The sequence below is a fragment of the Intrasporangium oryzae NRRL B-24470 genome (assembly GCF_000576595.1).
Classification (GTDB): domain Bacteria; phylum Actinomycetota; class Actinomycetes; order Actinomycetales; family Dermatophilaceae; genus Intrasporangium_C; species Intrasporangium_C oryzae.
This window is the reverse complement of sequence record NZ_AWSA01000034.1, coordinates 34,692-50,490: the sequence shown is the minus strand read 5'-3', so window position 1 is coordinate 50,490 and position 15,799 is coordinate 34,692. Positions and strand designations below refer to the sequence as shown.

The 15,799-nt window shown below is 72.8% G+C and carries 17 protein-coding genes; 10 read left to right on the top strand and 7 right to left on the bottom strand.

The window, feature by feature from the left end:
- Positions 1 to 208 precede the first annotated feature (208 nt).
- Positions 209 to 946, top strand: coding sequence for a response regulator transcription factor (locus N865_RS15010; protein ID WP_034807567.1), 738 nt, complete (start codon positions 209 to 211; stop codon positions 944 to 946).
- The gene (locus N865_RS15005; protein ID WP_084328270.1) at positions 924 to 2,588 is read left to right on the top strand and encodes a sensor histidine kinase; all 1,665 of its coding nucleotides are present in this window, start codon (positions 924 to 926) and stop codon (positions 2,586 to 2,588) included. Before N865_RS15010 ends, N865_RS15005 begins: the two co-directional genes overlap by 23 nt.
- A 15-nt stretch (positions 2,589 to 2,603) precedes the next feature.
- Here N865_RS15005 and N865_RS15000 read toward each other — a convergent pair whose 3' ends face one another.
- Both N865_RS15000 and N865_RS14995 read right to left on the bottom strand, forming a co-directional pair.
- Positions 2,604 to 3,116 (bottom strand): DinB family protein, encoded by a 513-nt coding sequence (locus tag N865_RS15000; RefSeq protein WP_084328269.1) that lies wholly within the window; start codon positions 3,114 to 3,116, stop codon positions 2,604 to 2,606.
- 52 nt (positions 3,117 to 3,168) lie between these two features.
- The gene (locus tag N865_RS14995) at positions 3,169 to 3,579 is read right to left on the bottom strand and encodes a VOC family protein (protein WP_051510656.1); all 411 of its coding nucleotides are present in this window, start codon (positions 3,577 to 3,579) and stop codon (positions 3,169 to 3,171) included.
- A gap of 223 nt (positions 3,580 to 3,802) precedes the next feature.
- On the opposite strand from N865_RS14995, the gene N865_RS14990 reads away from it, so the two are divergent.
- Positions 3,803 to 5,866 (top strand): ArnT family glycosyltransferase, encoded by a 2,064-nt coding sequence (locus tag N865_RS14990; protein WP_034807564.1) that lies wholly within the window; start codon positions 3,803 to 3,805, stop codon positions 5,864 to 5,866.
- Positions 5,863 to 6,294, top strand: a complete 432-nt coding sequence (locus N865_RS14985) for a GtrA family protein (RefSeq protein WP_034807561.1) — start codon at positions 5,863 to 5,865, stop codon at positions 6,292 to 6,294. The genes N865_RS14990 and N865_RS14985 overlap by 4 nt, the downstream gene beginning before the upstream one ends.
- A gap of 60 nt (positions 6,295 to 6,354) precedes the next feature.
- Here the strand turns inward: N865_RS14985 and N865_RS14980 are convergent, their stop codons facing one another.
- Both N865_RS14980 and N865_RS14975 read right to left on the bottom strand, forming a co-directional pair.
- Positions 6,355 to 7,563, bottom strand: coding sequence for an MBL fold metallo-hydrolase (locus N865_RS14980; RefSeq protein WP_245603783.1), 1,209 nt, complete (start codon positions 7,561 to 7,563; stop codon positions 6,355 to 6,357).
- Positions 7,563 to 8,879 (bottom strand): MBL fold metallo-hydrolase, encoded by a 1,317-nt coding sequence (locus N865_RS14975; RefSeq protein WP_034807604.1) that lies wholly within the window; start codon positions 8,877 to 8,879, stop codon positions 7,563 to 7,565. Before N865_RS14975 ends, N865_RS14980 begins: the two co-directional genes overlap by 1 nt.
- Before the next feature lie 198 nt (positions 8,880 to 9,077).
- On the opposite strand from N865_RS14975, the gene N865_RS14970 reads away from it, so the two are divergent.
- The 5 genes from N865_RS14970 to N865_RS14950 all read left to right on the top strand — a co-directional run bounded on the left by N865_RS14970 (position 9,078) and on the right by N865_RS14950 (position 11,851).
- Positions 9,078 to 9,629: a toxin-antitoxin system HicB family antitoxin gene (locus tag N865_RS14970; protein ID WP_034807602.1), complete on the top strand. Its 552-nt coding sequence runs from the start codon at positions 9,078 to 9,080 to the stop codon at positions 9,627 to 9,629.
- Positions 9,626 to 10,537 (top strand): DUF4097 family beta strand repeat-containing protein, encoded by a 912-nt coding sequence (locus tag N865_RS14965; protein ID WP_034807559.1) that lies wholly within the window; start codon positions 9,626 to 9,628, stop codon positions 10,535 to 10,537. The genes N865_RS14970 and N865_RS14965 overlap by 4 nt, the downstream gene beginning before the upstream one ends.
- Positions 10,534 to 10,782 (top strand): hypothetical protein, encoded by a 249-nt coding sequence (locus tag N865_RS14960; protein ID WP_034807557.1) that lies wholly within the window; start codon positions 10,534 to 10,536, stop codon positions 10,780 to 10,782. Before N865_RS14965 ends, N865_RS14960 begins: the two co-directional genes overlap by 4 nt.
- A gap of 26 nt (positions 10,783 to 10,808) precedes the next feature.
- Positions 10,809 to 11,471, top strand: a complete 663-nt coding sequence (locus N865_RS14955) for an FMN-binding negative transcriptional regulator (RefSeq protein WP_034807555.1) — start codon at positions 10,809 to 10,811, stop codon at positions 11,469 to 11,471.
- Between the two features lie 95 nt (positions 11,472 to 11,566).
- Positions 11,567 to 11,851, top strand: coding sequence for a hypothetical protein (locus N865_RS14950; RefSeq protein WP_034807554.1), 285 nt, complete (start codon positions 11,567 to 11,569; stop codon positions 11,849 to 11,851).
- A gap of 58 nt (positions 11,852 to 11,909) precedes the next feature.
- On the opposite strand, the gene N865_RS14945 is transcribed toward N865_RS14950, so the two are convergent.
- Complete coding sequence (locus tag N865_RS14945; protein WP_051510661.1) at positions 11,910 to 13,562, bottom strand: NAD(P)/FAD-dependent oxidoreductase; 1,653 nt, start codon at positions 13,560 to 13,562, stop codon at positions 11,910 to 11,912.
- A gap of 59 nt (positions 13,563 to 13,621) precedes the next feature.
- Here N865_RS14945 and N865_RS14940 point away from each other — a divergent pair, with 59 nt between their 5' ends.
- Positions 13,622 to 14,209, top strand: a complete 588-nt coding sequence (locus N865_RS14940) for a DNA-3-methyladenine glycosylase I (RefSeq protein WP_034807552.1) — start codon at positions 13,622 to 13,624, stop codon at positions 14,207 to 14,209.
- 11 nt (positions 14,210 to 14,220) lie between these two features.
- Here N865_RS14940 and N865_RS14935 read toward each other — a convergent pair whose 3' ends face one another.
- Positions 14,221 to 14,661: an MOSC domain-containing protein gene (locus N865_RS14935; RefSeq protein WP_034807549.1), complete on the bottom strand. Its 441-nt coding sequence runs from the start codon at positions 14,659 to 14,661 to the stop codon at positions 14,221 to 14,223.
- Positions 14,662 to 14,686: 25 nt separating this feature from the next.
- The gene (locus N865_RS14930; RefSeq protein ID WP_245603782.1) at positions 14,687 to 15,763 is read right to left on the bottom strand and encodes an SGNH/GDSL hydrolase family protein; all 1,077 of its coding nucleotides are present in this window, start codon (positions 15,761 to 15,763) and stop codon (positions 14,687 to 14,689) included.
- Positions 15,764 to 15,799 lie beyond the last annotated feature (36 nt).

The window sequence follows — 15,799 nt, the reverse complement described above, 5'->3', positions numbered from 1 at the left end:
CGGGCCGCCCGGGCCGGCCGGGCCGCCCGGGCCGGCCGGGGGCTCGGTGGGGTGCGCGGGGTCGTTCGTCATGGGATCACGCTCGGTCCGGCGCCTGTGGAAGGGCTGTGGGCGACGTATCGAGCGGCTACGACTGGCTCAGAACTCGCACAGAAATCACACAGGAAGGTGCTGGCGCTCGCACAGTCCCCACAGGTTCACTGGATGCATGAACAACCAGAGCACCTCCGCCGCCCCTCGACTCCAACGCCTCGACGGTTCACCCGTCCGCGTGCTCGTCGTCGACGACGAGGCCAACCTCACCGAGCTGCTGGGCATGGCCCTGCGCTACGAGGGCTGGGAGGTCCGCGCGGCCGGGACCGGCATGGAGGCGGTCCGCGCTGCGCGCGAGTTCGACCCCGATGCCGTCGTGCTCGACATGATGCTGCCCGACTTCGACGGGATGGAGGTGCTGCGTCGCATGCGCGCCGACAACCCCAACGTCCCCGTCCTCTTCCTCACCGCGAAGGACGCCGTCGAGGACCGCGTCTCCGGGCTCACCGCCGGTGGCGACGACTACGTGACCAAGCCGTTCTCCCTCGAGGAGGTCGTCGCCCGGGTGCGCGCCCTCATGCGCCGCACGACCGTCGCCGTCAACGCCTCCGACTCGGTGCTCGTCGTCGGCGACCTGACCCTCGACGAGGACAGCCACGAGGTCATGCGCGGAGGCGAGGAGATCCACCTGACCGCCACCGAGTTCGAGCTGCTGCGCTACCTCATGCGCAACCCACGGCGGGTCCTGTCCAAGGCCCAGATCCTCGACCGCGTCTGGAACTACGACTTCGGCGGCCAGGCCAACGTCGTCGAGCTCTACATCTCCTACCTGCGCAAGAAGATCGACGCGGGTCGCGACCCGATGATCCACACGATGCGAGGGGCCGGGTATGTCCTCAAGCCGGCCGTCTGAGGCAGGCCTGGCGCCCGACACCCCCGCAGCCTCGAACCCCGGCGCCGCCGGCCCCACGCGTGGATCCGCCCCGACGGGTGCGGCCGCGCCCGCAGGTGCGGCCGCGCCGCCGGGTGCCGCCGGGACCACGGGCCCTGCCCGTCTGGGCCTGCGCGAGCGGATCCGGCCGTGGTCGGCCTGGACGCTCCGGGCCAAGCTCGTCGCGTCGATGCTCGCTCTCTTCACGGTGATCAGCATCGCGACCGGCGCCTTCACGGTCGTCGCCCTCCAGCGCCAGCTGACCGGACAGGTCGACGAGCAGCTGCGGACGTCCATGGTCCGCCTCGTGGCCGACCCCAGGCCCCCGGACCTGACCGGCGATGACGGCGACGGCAACCGCCAGCGAGGCCCCGGCACCGAGGGTCTCACCGCCTTCCTCCCCTCTGCCGCCGACGTGACGGCCGGGGGGTTCGCGAGCGACCGCTACGGCGAGACCAGCTCGCTCACGACGACGCAGCTGCAGCGGCTCTCGAGTGCAGGCCTCGGTCCCGCGCCGCGCAACGTCGACCTCGGCGCGCAGCAGGGCCACTACCGCGTCATCGCCCAGCGGGTGAACCGGATCAGTGCGGACCCGACGGGCCGCGGCACCCTCGTCACTCCCGGCACGCTCGTCGTCGGCCTGCCCATCGGGCCGCTCGAGCGCACGGTCCAGCAGATGGTCGTCATCGCCGTCATGACGGTGGGCGCGGGGCTCGTCCTCGTCGCCGTCGGCGGCACGTGGCTCGTGCGCCGCAACCTCGAGCCGCTCCGTCGGGTCGCCGCGACCGCCACGCGGGTCTCCAAGCTGCCGCTCGACACGGGCAAGGTCGCGCTCACCGAGCGGGTCGATCCCGCCGACACCGACACGCGCACGGAGGTCGGCCAGGTCGGCGCGGCGTTCAACGACATGCTCGTCCACGTCGACGAGGCCCTCAACGCGCGCCACACGAGCGAGCAACGGGTGCGGCAGTTCGTCGCCGACGCCTCGCACGAGCTGCGGACGCCGCTCGCCTCGATCAAGGGGTATGCCGAGCTGTCGCGGCGCGAGCCCGCGGAGGTTCCCGAGACGGTGACGCACGCGATGGGCCGCATCGAGTCCGAGGCCAACCGCATGTCCTCGCTCGTCGAGGACCTGCTCCTCCTGGCCCGGCTCGACGCCGGACGTCCCCTCCAGGAGGCGCCTGTCGACATGTCGATGCTCGTCATCAACGCGGTCAGCGATGCCCACGCGGCCTCGCCCGGCCACCGTTGGGACCTCGACCTGCCGCCCGAGCCCGTCGAGGTCAAGGGCGATCCGGCGCGGCTGCACCAGGTCGTCGTGAACCTCCTCGCCAACGCCCGGACCCACACCCCCGACGGCACCCGCGTCACGACGTCCGTGCGCCCCGAGGGCGACTGGGTGCGCGTCGCGGTCCACGACAACGGCCCCGGCGTGCCGGAGCCGCTGCAGGCCAACGTCTTCGAGCGGTTCGCCCGGGGTGACGACGCTCGGAACCGCTCCGGTGGCAGCACCGGGCTGGGCCTGTCGATCGTCGCGGCCGTCACGAAGGCCCACGGTGGCCGAGTCGAGCTGCAGAGCGCGCCCGGCGACACGACCTTCTCGCTCCTGCTGCCCGCGGCCTGACCGGCGCGGGCGGGCTCAGCCCTGGACCATCCACTGCCTGCCGTCGATGAGCTCGCGTGTCGCGTCGAGGTGGCCGGCATGACAGGCCGTCTCGGTGATGACGTGGAGGATCACGTCTCGCAGGTCGTCGAGCCGCCACTCGCCGAAGAAGTCCGGCCACCAGGCCGGCTCGGCGTCGAGCGGCGTCCGCGCGAGGACCGCGTCGGCGAGTGCGACCTGCTCGGCATACCGCGCCACGACCGCCGAGGCCGGCACGTCGTCGGCGACGGTCCAGGAGCTCACGCCCGCGGCCGCGGCGACCTCGTCGATGACCTCCTGCTCCCCGGCGATGACGCCGCGGAACCAGAACTTCTCGACGTCGAGCGTGAGGTGCTGGACCAGCCCGGCGCACGACCAGCCCGACGGCAGCACCGGGCGGCGCATCTGCTCGTCGTCGAGCCCCTCCACGATGCCCAGCACGTGTCGGCGCTGGCCCCCGAGATGCGCCAGGAGCGCCGCGTGCTCGGCGCCCAGTGTCACCTGCGTCATGTCATCCTCCTCGTTCGTCGGGGCCGCCCCTGGGCGCGCCCACAGGTCTCGGTCAGTGCGCGATCTCCCAGATGTGACCGGCCGGGTCGCGGAAGCTCGCTGTGCGGATGCCCCACGGCCGGTCCATCGGCCCATTGAGCAGGACGATCCCGCGCTCGGCCAGCTGGGCGCACACCGCGTCGACGTCGTCGACCCCGACGGTGTAGACGGCGCGCGCTCCCGCGTCAGGTGCGCCGACCTGCGCGGGCTCGACGAGCTCGGGCGCCGAGGTGGCCCGGAGCAGGTTGACCAGCGTCGGGCCGAAGCCGAAGACCGCCGAGTTGTCGTCCTCGAAGACGGACTTCGCCTGGAAGACGTCCACGTAGAACTGCTTGGTCGTCTCCAGGTCCTCGGTGAAGAGGGTCATCGCGGCAATCCCACGCGCCCACGACCCAGTTGCCTCGGTCGATCCCGTCTCTGTCATGTGTGCTCCTCCTTGGTCGCGGAGCCCCGCGGACCCCTGTGTGGACAACGTACACATCGCCGCCGACAACGAACGGTCTGCGACCCGACGAACCACGCAGGAGGCGTATGCCGCTGAGCCCGCTGAGCGGCATACGCCTCGCCGCGCCGGGTCTGGAACCACTCATCACGGCGCCAAAGTCGGTCCACAGAAAGGGCACAGCGGGCGTCACGAGGGTTTGGACATGGACACGATGACCCTTCCCTCGACCGGTTCCGGCGACGCCGGGGCCGCGGCGCCGCCCGCGGGGCCGAACAACCCGACGTCCCCCTCGGCACCTGCGCGCATCGGCGGCGCGGGTCGGCTGCGCCGGCTGTGGCGCGGCCACGAGTCCGACCCGGCGTGGGCTCGCCCGGCGCTCCTCGGCCTCCTCCTCGCGACGCTCGTGCTCTACACGTGGAACCTCACGGCGAGCGGCTGGGCCAACTCGTTCTACTCGGCGGCGGTCCAGGCCGGGAGCGAGAGCTGGAAGGCGTTCTTCTTCGGCAGCAGCGACGCCGCCAACTCGATCACCGTCGACAAACCGCCCGCGTCGCTGTGGGTCATGGCGCTCTCGGTCCGGGTCCTCGGCCTCAGCTCGTTCGCGATCCTCCTCCCGCAGGCCCTCATGGGTGTCGCCACGGTCGGGGTCGTCTACGCGACGGTGCGCCGGCACTTCGGTGCCGCAGGGGCGCTCATCGCGGGTGCGGTCGTCGCGCTGACGCCGGTCGCGGCGCTGATGTTCACCTTCAACAACCCGGACGCCCTGCTGACGCTCCTCATGGCGCTCGGCGCGTGGGCGACGATGAAGGCCATCGAGTCGGCCTCCCCGAAGTGGATGATCATCGTCGGCGTCTTCATCGGGCTCGGCTTCCTCACCAAGACGCTCCAGGTCCTCCTCGTCGTGCCCTTCTTCGGGCTGGCCTACCTCATCGCCGCCCCGACGAGCCTGCGCAGGCGCATCGTCCACTCGCTCCTCGCCGTCGGCGCCATGGTCCTGTCGGCCGGCTGGTGGGTCGCCATCGTCGAGCTCATCCCGGCGTCGGCGCGCCCCTACATCGGCGGGAGCCAGACCAACTCCTTCCTCGAGCTGACCTTCGGCTACAACGGACTCGGCCGGCTCAACGGCAACGAGACCGGGTCGGTTGGGGGTGGCGGCGGGGCGGCCGGCCCGAGCTGGGGTGCGACCGGCCTGCTCCGGATGTTCTCCTCGAGCGTCGGCGACCAGATCTCGTGGCTCATCCCGAGCGCCCTCATCCTGCTCGCGGCCGGTCTCTGGCTCCGCGGGCGGCGCCCCCGGACCGACCTGCGCCGCGCCGCCTACCTCGTCTGGGGCGGCTGGCTCATCGTGACCATGCTCGTCTTCTCGCTCATGGCCGGGATCTTCCACGAGTACTACACCGTCGCCCTCGCCCCCGCCATCGGCGCCCTCGTCGGCATGGGTGCGGTCGAGGCGTGGGAGAAGCGTTCCTCGATGCTCGGGTCGGTGGCGCTTGCCGCCGCGACGGCCGCGGCCGCCGTCTGGGGCTTCGTGCTGCTGTCGCAGACGACCGCCTACGGCGACTGGCTCCGCGTCGGCGTCCTCGCCCTCGGCCTCGCTGCGGCGGTGCTCATCCTCGTCACGACGTGGCTGCACGGCCGGGCCGTCCCGTTCGTCGTCGCGGGCGCTCTCGTCGCCGCGCTCGCCGGCCCAGCGGCATACACGATCTCGACGACCGCCCAGGGCCACACCGGCTCGATCGTGACCGCCGGACCCGCCGGCGGCCGCAGCGGCTTCCCCGGAGGCGGCGGTGGCTTCCCCGGTGGCTTCCCCGGCGGCCGCGGTGGCTTCCCCGGCGGAACCACAGGGCCGGGCACCACGGGAGCCCCTGCCGGCGGCGGGATGGGTGGCCTGCTCGATGCCTCCACGCCGGGCACCGAGGTCGTCGCCGCGCTCTCGGAGAACGCGTCCAGCTACACCTGGGTCGCTGCGGCCGTCGGCTCCCAGACCGCGGCCGGCCTCCAGCTCGGCAGCCAGCTCCCCGTCATGGCGATCGGTGGGTTCAACGGGTCCGACCCGAGCCCGACGCTCGAGCAGTTCCAGCAGTACGTCGAGAACGGCCAGATCCACTACTTCGTGGCGAGCGGCCGCGGCGGCTTCGGCGGGATGGGCGGCCAGAACGGCGGCAGCAGCGCGTCCTCGGAGATCACGACGTGGGTCGAGGACACCTTCACCCCCGTCACGATCGACGGCTCGACGTTCTACGACCTGACCCAGCCGGTCCAGTGACCGCCACGTCCGCGACGGGGACGGTCCTGTCGCAGCAGGTCCTCCGCTTCGCGGCGATCGGCGCGGTCTCGACCGTCCTGCACCTCGGCCTCTTCGCGGTCCTGGTGCGGGGCGGGGTCGCGTCGCAGCTCGCCAACGGCATCGCCCTCGTCCTCGCGACGGTCGCCAACACGGCCGCCAACCGCGCGTGGACCTTCGGGGTCACCGGACGTGAGCGCATGGCGGTCCACCACGGCCAGGCGCTCATCATCTTCGGGATCACGTGGAGCGCGACGACGGCGGCGCTCGCCCTGCTCTCCGTGTGGTGGCCGGGGGCCGGGACGCTCGCCCAGACCGCGGTCGTCGCCGTCGCCAACGTCGTGTCGACCGCGGTCCGGTTCGTGGCCATGCGGCGTTGGATCTTCGCCGACCGGCCGCCGCTCCGCTGAGTGGCCGTGTGCCGTTCCGATCCCCTGATCGGCCGTATGCCGCCGGGCTCGGTGGGCAGGTCAGTCGCGGTCGTCGGGGGCGGCGCACCCCTCCCACCAGGGTGTCTGGTGCTCGGCCACGACGTCGTCGACCGCTCGGTCGGACAGGTCGATCCGGGCCCCGACCATCGGGCACACGAGCGACACCCCGCGCTCGGCGGCGTCGCGGCGGGCGCGCCGGATCGGCTCGGCCCACCAGTGCATGGCGAGGTTGAAGGTCGCCCAGTGGATGGGCAGCATCACCGACGAAGGGGCGCCGCCCAGGTCGAGGTGGGCGGTGATCGCCTGCTCGGGGTCGAGGTGGATGTCGGGCCAGTGGACGCTGTAGGCGCCGATCGGGATGAGCGTCAGGTCGAACGGCCCGAGGTCCGTGCCGATGTCGGCGTAGCGGTGCGTCGGTCCGGAGTCGCCGCCGAAGAAGATCGCGTGGGCGGGACCGCGGAGCGACCAGGCCGCCCAGAGCGTCTGGTTGCGGGCGAGGCCACGGCCCGAGAAGTGGCGCGCCTCGGAGCACGTGAGCGTGACACCGTCGATCTCTGTCTCCTCGCGCCAGTCGAGCGCCGTGATCCGCTCGGTCGGCACGCCCCACGACTCGAGGTGGAGGTCGACCCCGATCGGGACGACGTAGTGGGGCTGGTGGGTCCGCTCGAGCTCGACGATCGACGGCTCGTCGAGGTGGTCGTAGTGGTCGTGGCTGATGACGACGGCGTCGAGCGGCGGCAGGTCGGCGATCGAGCCCGGGGTCGGGTGCAGCCGGCGCGGCCCGACGAAGCTCGACGGCGAGACCCGGTCGCCGAAGACCGGGTCGAGCAGGAAGCGGCGGCCGTCGAGCTCGACGAGGCTCGTCGCGTGGCCGTACCAGGTCACGGCGAGCGCCGCGGCCTCGGCCGGCGGCTCGGCGCGCACGAGGGGAACGGTCCCGGCCGGACGACCCCGGCCGCGCTCGCGGATGGCGCTCATGAGCGGGCTGCCCGGACCTTCGGCCTCCGCGGCGACGATCCAGTGGGCGGGCTCGTGCGAGCGGAACTGGCCGTCGCGGTAGTTCGGCGAGGATGCGACGCGGGCCTGGATGCTGCGGGTCGAGGCCCCCATCCTGCGGTGGATCGGCACCCGAGGCACCTGCGCGACCGTCTCGGACGCCTTGGCCAGGGCGCCGGACAGGGCGCCGGACAGGGCTCCGGTCATGGAGGTGGTGATGCCGTCGGGGACTCGCGGGAAGAGTCGGGCCATCAGTCGTGGTCTCCTTCTGCCGCGCAGGCCTGCCACCACGGCTCCTGGTATCGGGCCGCGACCTCGTCGGCGGTCCCGGTCGTGAGGTCGACGCGCTCGCCGACGCGGGGACAGGCTACGGGCACCTCGGCCTCGGCCGCGGCCCGACGCACCCGGCGGATCGGCTCGGCCCACCAGTGCATCGAGAGGTTGAACGTGGCCCAGTGGACCGGGACGAGGAGCGACCTCCGGGCGGCGGTCTCGACGGTGCGCGTGGTCGTCGACCGTTCGCCCTCCTCGTAGGTCCCGCCCGGCGTGTCGACCCGCACGTCACCGTCGAGGACCTCGTCGGCGATCCCCGCGCGGTCGGCGACCCGTCCGAGGGCGTCGCTGCCGATCCGGTTGACGTCGCGGTGCGCGGCGACGGCCTGCTCGGGGTCCATGTGGATGTCGGGCCAGAACCGGTCGTAGGCGCCGATCGGCATGAGGGTCAGGTCGAAGGGGCCGAGGTCGGCGCCGATCGAGGCGAACCTCTTGGACGTGCCGGAGTCACCGGCGAAGTAGGCCGAGTGCACGGGCCCGTGCAGGGCCCAGCCGGCCCAGAGGGTCTGGCTGTCGACGATCCCGCGCCCCGAGTTGTGCCTGGCCTCGGTGCACGTGAGTCGTATGCCGCTCACCTCGGTCTCCTCGCGCCAGTCGAGGGCGGTGATCCGCTCGGCGGCGACGCCCCAGGCGATGAGGTGGAAGTCGACGCCGAGGGGCACGACGTAGCGGGGCCGGTGGGTGTGCTCGAGCATGACGATCGACGGCTCGTCGAGGTGGTCGTAGTGGTCGTGGGAGATGAGGACCGCGTCGATCGTCGGGATGTCCTCGATCTCGCCGGGCGTCGGGTGCATCCGTCGCGGCCCGGACCGCAGCGAGGGTGACACCCGCTCGCCGAAGACCGGGTCGATGAGGAAGCGGGCCCCGTCGAGCTCGACGACGGTGGTCGCGTGGCCGTACCACGTGACGGCGAGGTCACCGGGCTCCTTCGGTGGCTCGGCCCGGACGATGGGGATCTCCCCGACGGGACGCCCCCGGCCGTGGACGCGGATCGCGGCGAGGAGAGCGCTCGTCTGCGCCTTGAAGCGCGGTCGCAGCGACGGCTCCGCGGACTGGAAGCGGCCGTGGTTGAAGTTCGGGGAGTCCTTGACGTGGGGGACGATCGAGGAGGGCGAGGCGCCCATCCGGTGCGCCACCTTGAGGAAGTCGCGGGCTCGGGCCTTGGTGGAGACGACACCGATCGCCGTCGAGAGCGCCCGGACGGCGGGTCGGTCGGACGTCGCGAGGCTGCGCATCGGCACGCCCTTTCGGGAAGCGGGGGAGCGCCGTGGCCGGCGCAGGACGTTCGCAGGTCCATTCTGCGTCCGTCGTACCCGATCGGCGACCGCGCCGACGTGCGACACCCCGCTCAGCGGCATACGACGTCACCTGTGACGTCAGATGATGTCGCAAGGGTGTTGACGTGACACCACGATGGTGTCACCATGGTGCACATGGACATCACCGAGTACGTCGAAGCACTTCGCAGGGACCTCGCCCAGGCGGCCCGGGCCATGGGCCCCGACGCCGAGCAGGCCGCCGAGCGGCTGGGCTTCGCGATCGACTCCTCCGCGCGGCTCGCGCTGATGGAGGCGCTCTCGCAGGCCGCCGCCGAGATCACCAACGAGCTCGACGGCGCGTACGTCGAGGTCCGCCTCCAGGGCCGCGAGCCCGTCTTCGTCGTCGTCGGTGCGGGCCCCTCGGCCGCGGCGGACGACACCACCCGCATCCCCGCCGAGGGGGACACCGCGGCGATGCCGCTCGAGGACGAGGGCGAGGAGACGGCACGCATCACGCTGCGGATCCCCGAGGCCCTCAAGGGCCGCGCCGAGGAGCTCGCCGCCAAACGCGGCCAGTCGCTCAACACGTGGCTCGTCGGCGCGGTCCGCCTCGCGACGAGCCAGGGGGCCGGCACCCCCTTCGGGGCGCAGTTCGGCGCCCCGATGGGACCGGGCGCCCCCGGGCGCAGCCGCTCCAGGAAGCGCGTCCAGGGCTGGGTCAAATGAGCAGCCCCGACCCGACCACCGACCACAACACCATCGACCGCAAGGGGAAGACGATGCAGCACCACTTCGAGACGACCGGCCCGATCACGCTCAAGGTCGAGATCCCAGCCGGCGACGTCACGCTCCGGGCCACCGAGGCCCTCACGACCAGTGTCCGGCTCGTCCCCCGCGGCCGCGGCGGCGCCGACCTCGCCGAGCGCTTCACCGTCGAGGCGCACGGCAACGAGGTCGTCGTCATCGCACCGAAGCGCGAGGGGTTCCTCGGCTTCGGCAGCAAGGGATCGGTCGACGTCGAGATCGACCTGCCCGTCGGCAGTGCGGTCGACGCCCGGACGGGCTCCGGCCACGTCAGGGCCACCGGGCTGCTCGACGACGTCCGGGCGAGCACCGGGTCGGGCAAGCTGTCCTTCCACGAGCTCGGTGACGCCGAGCTCAGGTCCGGCTCGGGTGACGTCACCGTCCGGGCGGTTCGTGGCGGGCTCAGCGCCAAGACCGGTTCGGGAGACCTCGTCTTCGGCAGCCTGGGCGGTCGCTCCGACCTCGTCTCGGGCAGCGGTGACATCGAGATCCGCCGGGCCGAGGCGCCCGTCAAGGCCAAGACCGGCTCTGGCGACGTCCGGATCGAGGCCTCCGCCGCCGACATCGAGGTCATGACCGGCAGCGGGGACGTCCGCCTCGCGGGGGTCCACGGCGGTGAGGTGCGGGCTCGCACCGGCACGGGCGACGTGACGATCGGGGTCGCCGCCGGGGTCGCCGCCTACCTCGACCTCGACTCGGTCGCCGGTGACGTCGACGTCGACCTCGAGGAGACGTCCGGGCCCGGCGACGCCGAGGCCACGACGAGCCTCTTCGTCCACGCCGGCATCGGTGACATCCACGTCAAGCGGGCGGAGGTGAGCCTCGCATGAGCACCGCCGTCCACGGCTCAGGGCTCCGCGAGGCGCGACCGGCGCTGACGCCCCAGGAGGCCATCGCCCGCGACGTCATCCTCGAGCGGACCGCCACCCGCCACCACGCCCCCCGCCGCGTTCACCGTCACGTTCACGCGGCTCTCGTCCTGCGGCGTCTCGCGGAGCGGCTCGACCCGGGCCCGTCCGAGCGCCTGGCCCCGCCGCCCAGGTTCATCGCAGCAAGTCCGCCCGGGCGGAGCTGATCGGCTCGAGCGCGTAGGTTCGAGCCATGTACGTCCCCGCCTTCAACGCCATGCCGCAGAGCGAGGTGGACTCGTTCCTCGCCGCCCAGGCGGCGGCGCAGCTGATCACGGTGGGGCCAGACGGTCGTCCCGACGCGACCCTCGTGCCCATCGTCACCACCCGCCGGTCCGACCCCGACGCACCAGGGGACGGGCCGGCGGGTCTGCGCGTCCTCGCCCACCTCGCCCGCCAGAACGACCACTGGCAGCGCATCACCGACGGCGCACCCGTCCTGCTCGTCGTCGCCGGGCCCGACGCCTACATCTCCCCGGGGTGGTACGCGACGAAGCGCGAGCACGGTCGGGTCGTGCCGACCTGGAACTACACCGCGGTCCACCTGAGCGGCACGGTCACGGTCCACGACGATCCCGACTGGGTCCTCGACGTCGTCACCCGCCTCACCCACCGGCACGAGGCGCACCGGGCCGCGCCGTGGGCCGTGACCGACGCGCCGGCGAAGTACATCCGTGGCCGGCTCCGCGCCATCGTCGGCATCGAGGTCCTCGTCGACACGGTGGAGGGCAAGGCCAAGCTAGGCCAGAACCGCTCCGACGCGGACCGGGAGGGCGCGGTCGAGGGCCTGCTCGCCGAGCCGGGCGATGACGCGCATGCCGTCGGGCTCGCCATGCGCGACCACCGCCGGGGCTGAGGGGCCGACAGAACGTCGGCGACCCATCGGCGACCCATCGACGGCCCACCGGAGCGGCACAGAGGAGCCACAGGGCGCGGTTCGAGGCTCGAGACATGGACACGACACCGAACCCCACCACCCCCAGAACGACCACCGTCCCGTCGGCCCTCCGTCGCGGCGTCCGTGCCGCGGGCGCCGTGGTCGCGGTCGCCTTCGTCGGGGTCGCCGGCGTCGGGGCGGGCCAGGCGCGCGCGGCCGGGATCGAGAACGGCCTCGCCTACTCGGCCGGCTCGGGCGAACCGGCCGGGGTCTCCTCGACGGACCCGACGAACCTCCCCGCCGCGTCGACGCTCGCGGTCCGCTACGTCTCGCGCGACGGGCGGCTCACCGAGCTCTGACGAGCACGTATGCCGCTGGGTGCCGTGGCGCTCGCCGCCGACGCGAGCGTCGGGACCCTCACGTGCCGGGGTCGAGCCAGGTGTGCACGAGCGGCACGACCGAGGCGCCCTCGCCGCTCGCCGCCGCGACCCGCTTCATCGACCCGGCGCGGACGTCGCCGACGGCGAAGACCCCCGGGAGGGTCGTCGCCAGGCTCGCGGGCGGTAGCTCCTCGGTCCAGCGCTCGGACGGCACGTCTCGCCCCGTGAGCACGAAACCGCGCCTGTCGCGTGCCACCGCATCGGGCAGCCACTCGCAGTGCGGCTCGGCGCCGAGGAGGAGGAAGAGCCCCGATACCTCGCGGCGTGTCTCGGTGCCGGAACGGGTGTCGCGCACGGTGACCCACTCGAGGCGTCCCTCGCCGCCGCCGTCGACGACCTCGGAGCATGCCTGGACGGTGATGCGCGGGTTGTAGGCGATCTCGCCGATGAGGTACTGCGACATCGTCGCCTCGAGCCCGTTGCGCCGCACGAGGATGGTCACCGAGCGCGCGAACCGCGAGAGGTGGATCGCGGCCTGACCCGCGGAGTTGCCGCCGCCGACGACGATGACGTCGGCGCCCTCCATCTCGCGGGCGGCCGTCATCGCGCTGCCGTAGAAGACGCCGAGGCCGACGAGGTCCTCGATGCCCGGGACCCGCAGCTTGCGGTAGGTGACTCCGGTCGCGATGACGACGGCCCGGGCGCGGACGTCGCCGCCGTCGGTGCGCAGCAGGTGCGGCTCGCCCGGGGCGCCGGGCTCCAGCTCGGTCACCGACCACCCGGTGAAGAAGCGCGTCCCGAACCGGATCGCCTGGTTGCGCGCCCGCTGGGCGAGGCGCATGCCAGAGATCCCGCGGGGGAAGCCGAGGTAGTTGCGGATCATCGACGACGTCCCGGCCTGGCCGCCGACCGCCTCGGCCTCGAGGACGACGGTCGAGAGGCCCTCGGAGGAGGCGTAGACCGCGGCGGCGAGGCCCGCCGGCCCGGCGCCGACGATGGCGACGTCGTTGACCGTCGACTCGTCGATCTCGCTCGGCGGGCCGTAGACGCGGATCGCCACCTCCCGGACGGAGCGCGGCGAGAAGGCGACGCCGTCGAGCGACTGGACGACGGGGTAGACGGGGTCGCCGTCGAGCGAGGCGAGGACGAGCCGGCCCTCCTCGCTGTCCGGGGAGTAGGTCCGGTTGGGCAGGCCCATCCGGTCGAGGAAGTCGCGGATCGCGAGGGTCAGCGCGTCGGGGCCGGGGGAGACGATCCGCGCGCTGTCGACCTCCGGCGCGGCGACCGTCGAGCCCCAGTCGGAGAGGAGCTCGCAGACCGCGGTGTGGAACTCCTCGTCGCGCACGCCGCGCGGCATGAGCAGGTAGGCGTCGTACTTCCCCTTGGCGAGTCCAGCCCGCAGGGCGGGCGCGTCGGCGAGGAAGCGCGACCAGTGGGCTGCGACGAGGCGCCGCGCGGTGGGGACGACGGCCCGGAGCCGGCCGAAGGCCTCGAGGACGTGGGCGTCGGGCAGCTGCGACTCGGCGACGAACATCGCCACCTGGCCACCGTCGTCGACGATGCGCTGCGCGAGGGCCTCGGCCTCGGCCGTCGTCGCGGTCGCGTGGACGTCATAGTCGCGCAGGTAGCGGCCGAACTCGTCGACGAGCTCGGCGGCGTGGTCGGGCGACACGAGGATCAGCGCTGGCATCACCCGACCGATCGTAGGTGGCGCCGAGGGTGTCGGCACGTGCCTCTATCGTCGCTCCCATGACGGTCGTTGGATCCGACGGACTCGCCCGCCCCGGCTGGGCGGCGGTCGACCCGCTCCTCATGGCCTACTACGACACCGAGTGGGGCATGCCGGTCCGCGACGAGCAGGGGCTCTACGAGCGGATCTGCCTGGAGGGCTTCCAGGCGGGCCTGTCCTGGGCGACGATCCTGCGCAAGCGCCCGGCGTTCCGTGCCGCGTTCGCTGACTTCGACCCGGACATCGTGGCGGGCTTCGGTGACGACGACGTCGAGCGGCTCATGCTCGACCCGGGGATCGTGCGCAACCGGATGAAGATCCGCGCGACGATCGCCAACGCGCGGGCGACGGTCGCGCTGCGCGAGGAGGGCGGCCTCGTCGACTTCGTCTGGGGCTTCCAGCCGGCCGAGACCCCGCGCCCCGGCGACCACTCCGAGGTGCCGACGGTGTCCGACGAGTCCAAGGCCCTGTCGAAGGCCTTGCGCAAGAAGGGTTTCGCCTTCGTCGGACCGACGACGATGTACGCCCTCATGGAGGCCGTCGGGATCATCGACACCCATCTGGTGACGAGCCACCGCCGGGGCAGCTCGGGCGTCTGGCCGGCCTGAGCCGCCCTGCGCTACGGCCCCCGGACGTCGACCTCGTCGCCGACCGAGATCGTGCCCGAGGTGAGCAGGCGAAGGACGGTCCCGGCCCGGTCGTGCAGAGCTCGGGCCGCGCCCTCGCCGAGCTCGTCGTCGAGCAGCCGGCACGGGGCGGCGACCCGGACGACCTCGAGCTCGACGTCGCCGATCGTGACCCTCGAGCCCGGCCGCGTCGGGACCGGCCCTCCGGAGACGGTGATGTTGCGCCGGGTGAGGCCGGGCTCGACCGGCCGCCCGAGGTCGGCGGCCGCGGCCTCGAGCGCCTCGATCGACTGGAGCGTCACGTGGCGGTGCGCGCTTCCGTGGTAGCGGTCGCCGACGAGACCGACCCCGGCTTCGGCCTCGACGCGCGGCACCGATCGCGTCGGCAGCCGCCTACCGGGTGCGATGTGGATCGACACGACGGTCGGCTTCATCGGGGCGCCCTCGACGGGCTCCGGCTCACCGCTGGCTCGCCGCCCACGCGGCCGCCTGCCGGGCCGCGACGATGCGGTCGACGGCGTCGATGCTCGCCCGGCTCGACAGGTCGACACCGGCAGCCCTGGCCGCCGCCCTCATCTGCGGGGACGTGAGGTCGGGGGCGACGAAGGTCTCGGGGGTGATCGTCCGGTCGGCAGCGGCATACCTCTGGGCGTCCCTCGCGAGGCTGGGAGCGAGGCTCTCGGCGCGGGCCGTCGCCGCAGCCGGGCTGAGGGCGGTCGTCAGGCCGAAGGCTGGCTTCGTCACGGGGACGTAGCCGCTCGCCTGCCCCGTCCTGTTGGGGTGGTAGCTCTCCATGACGGGGTTGGACAGGCCGTTGATCCACTCGACGTCGTCGCACACGGCGTGCCCGATGAACCGCGACGTGGGGTTGGCGAACGTGAAGCCGGCGTTCGCGGCCGCGGTCTGGGTCTTCGAGTTGAGCAGGTCGGCGGTGGCGTTGAGCCGAGACTCCTCGGTCGGGGAGAACCACGTGAGGAGGTTGCAGTCCTCGCCGTTGAAGATGCGCGGGTAGCCGACGACGATGACCTTCGCAGCGGAGGCCCGGCTCCTGATGGCGCTGTAGAGCGTCGCGAGGCGCCCGGGCAGCGTGGTGGTGATGAAGCTCTGAGCCTTGTCGATCGCGCCGTAGCAGTCGCTCGCCCAGCTGGGCTGGGCGCACGTCGTCAGGACGTTGGCGAACCCGGCGTCGTTGCCGCCGACCGAGATCGTCACGTATGCCGTCGAGCTCGTGAGCGCGGACAGCTGGGTGTTCGTCACGTCGGCGACCGTCGCACCCGAGCAGGCGCGGAACGTGAGGGAGAGCCCGAGGGCCGACGCGTCGAGGACCGGGTAGGCGTAGACCGAGCGGTAACACGTCGTGCCGTCGCTGATGTAGGTCCGGGTGCCCACGCCGGAGGAGTAGGAGTCGCCGAGGGCGACGTAGCCCGTGCCGGCGGCCTGCGCGGGGGACCCGAGGGCGAGGGCGGCGGCGAGGGCCGTCAGGACAGCGCCCAGGGCGGCGACGAGACGGCGGGGGATCGCTGGCGTGTTCTTCACGGCGCACTCCTTCGTGGGTGAAGCGGGGCGGACGGC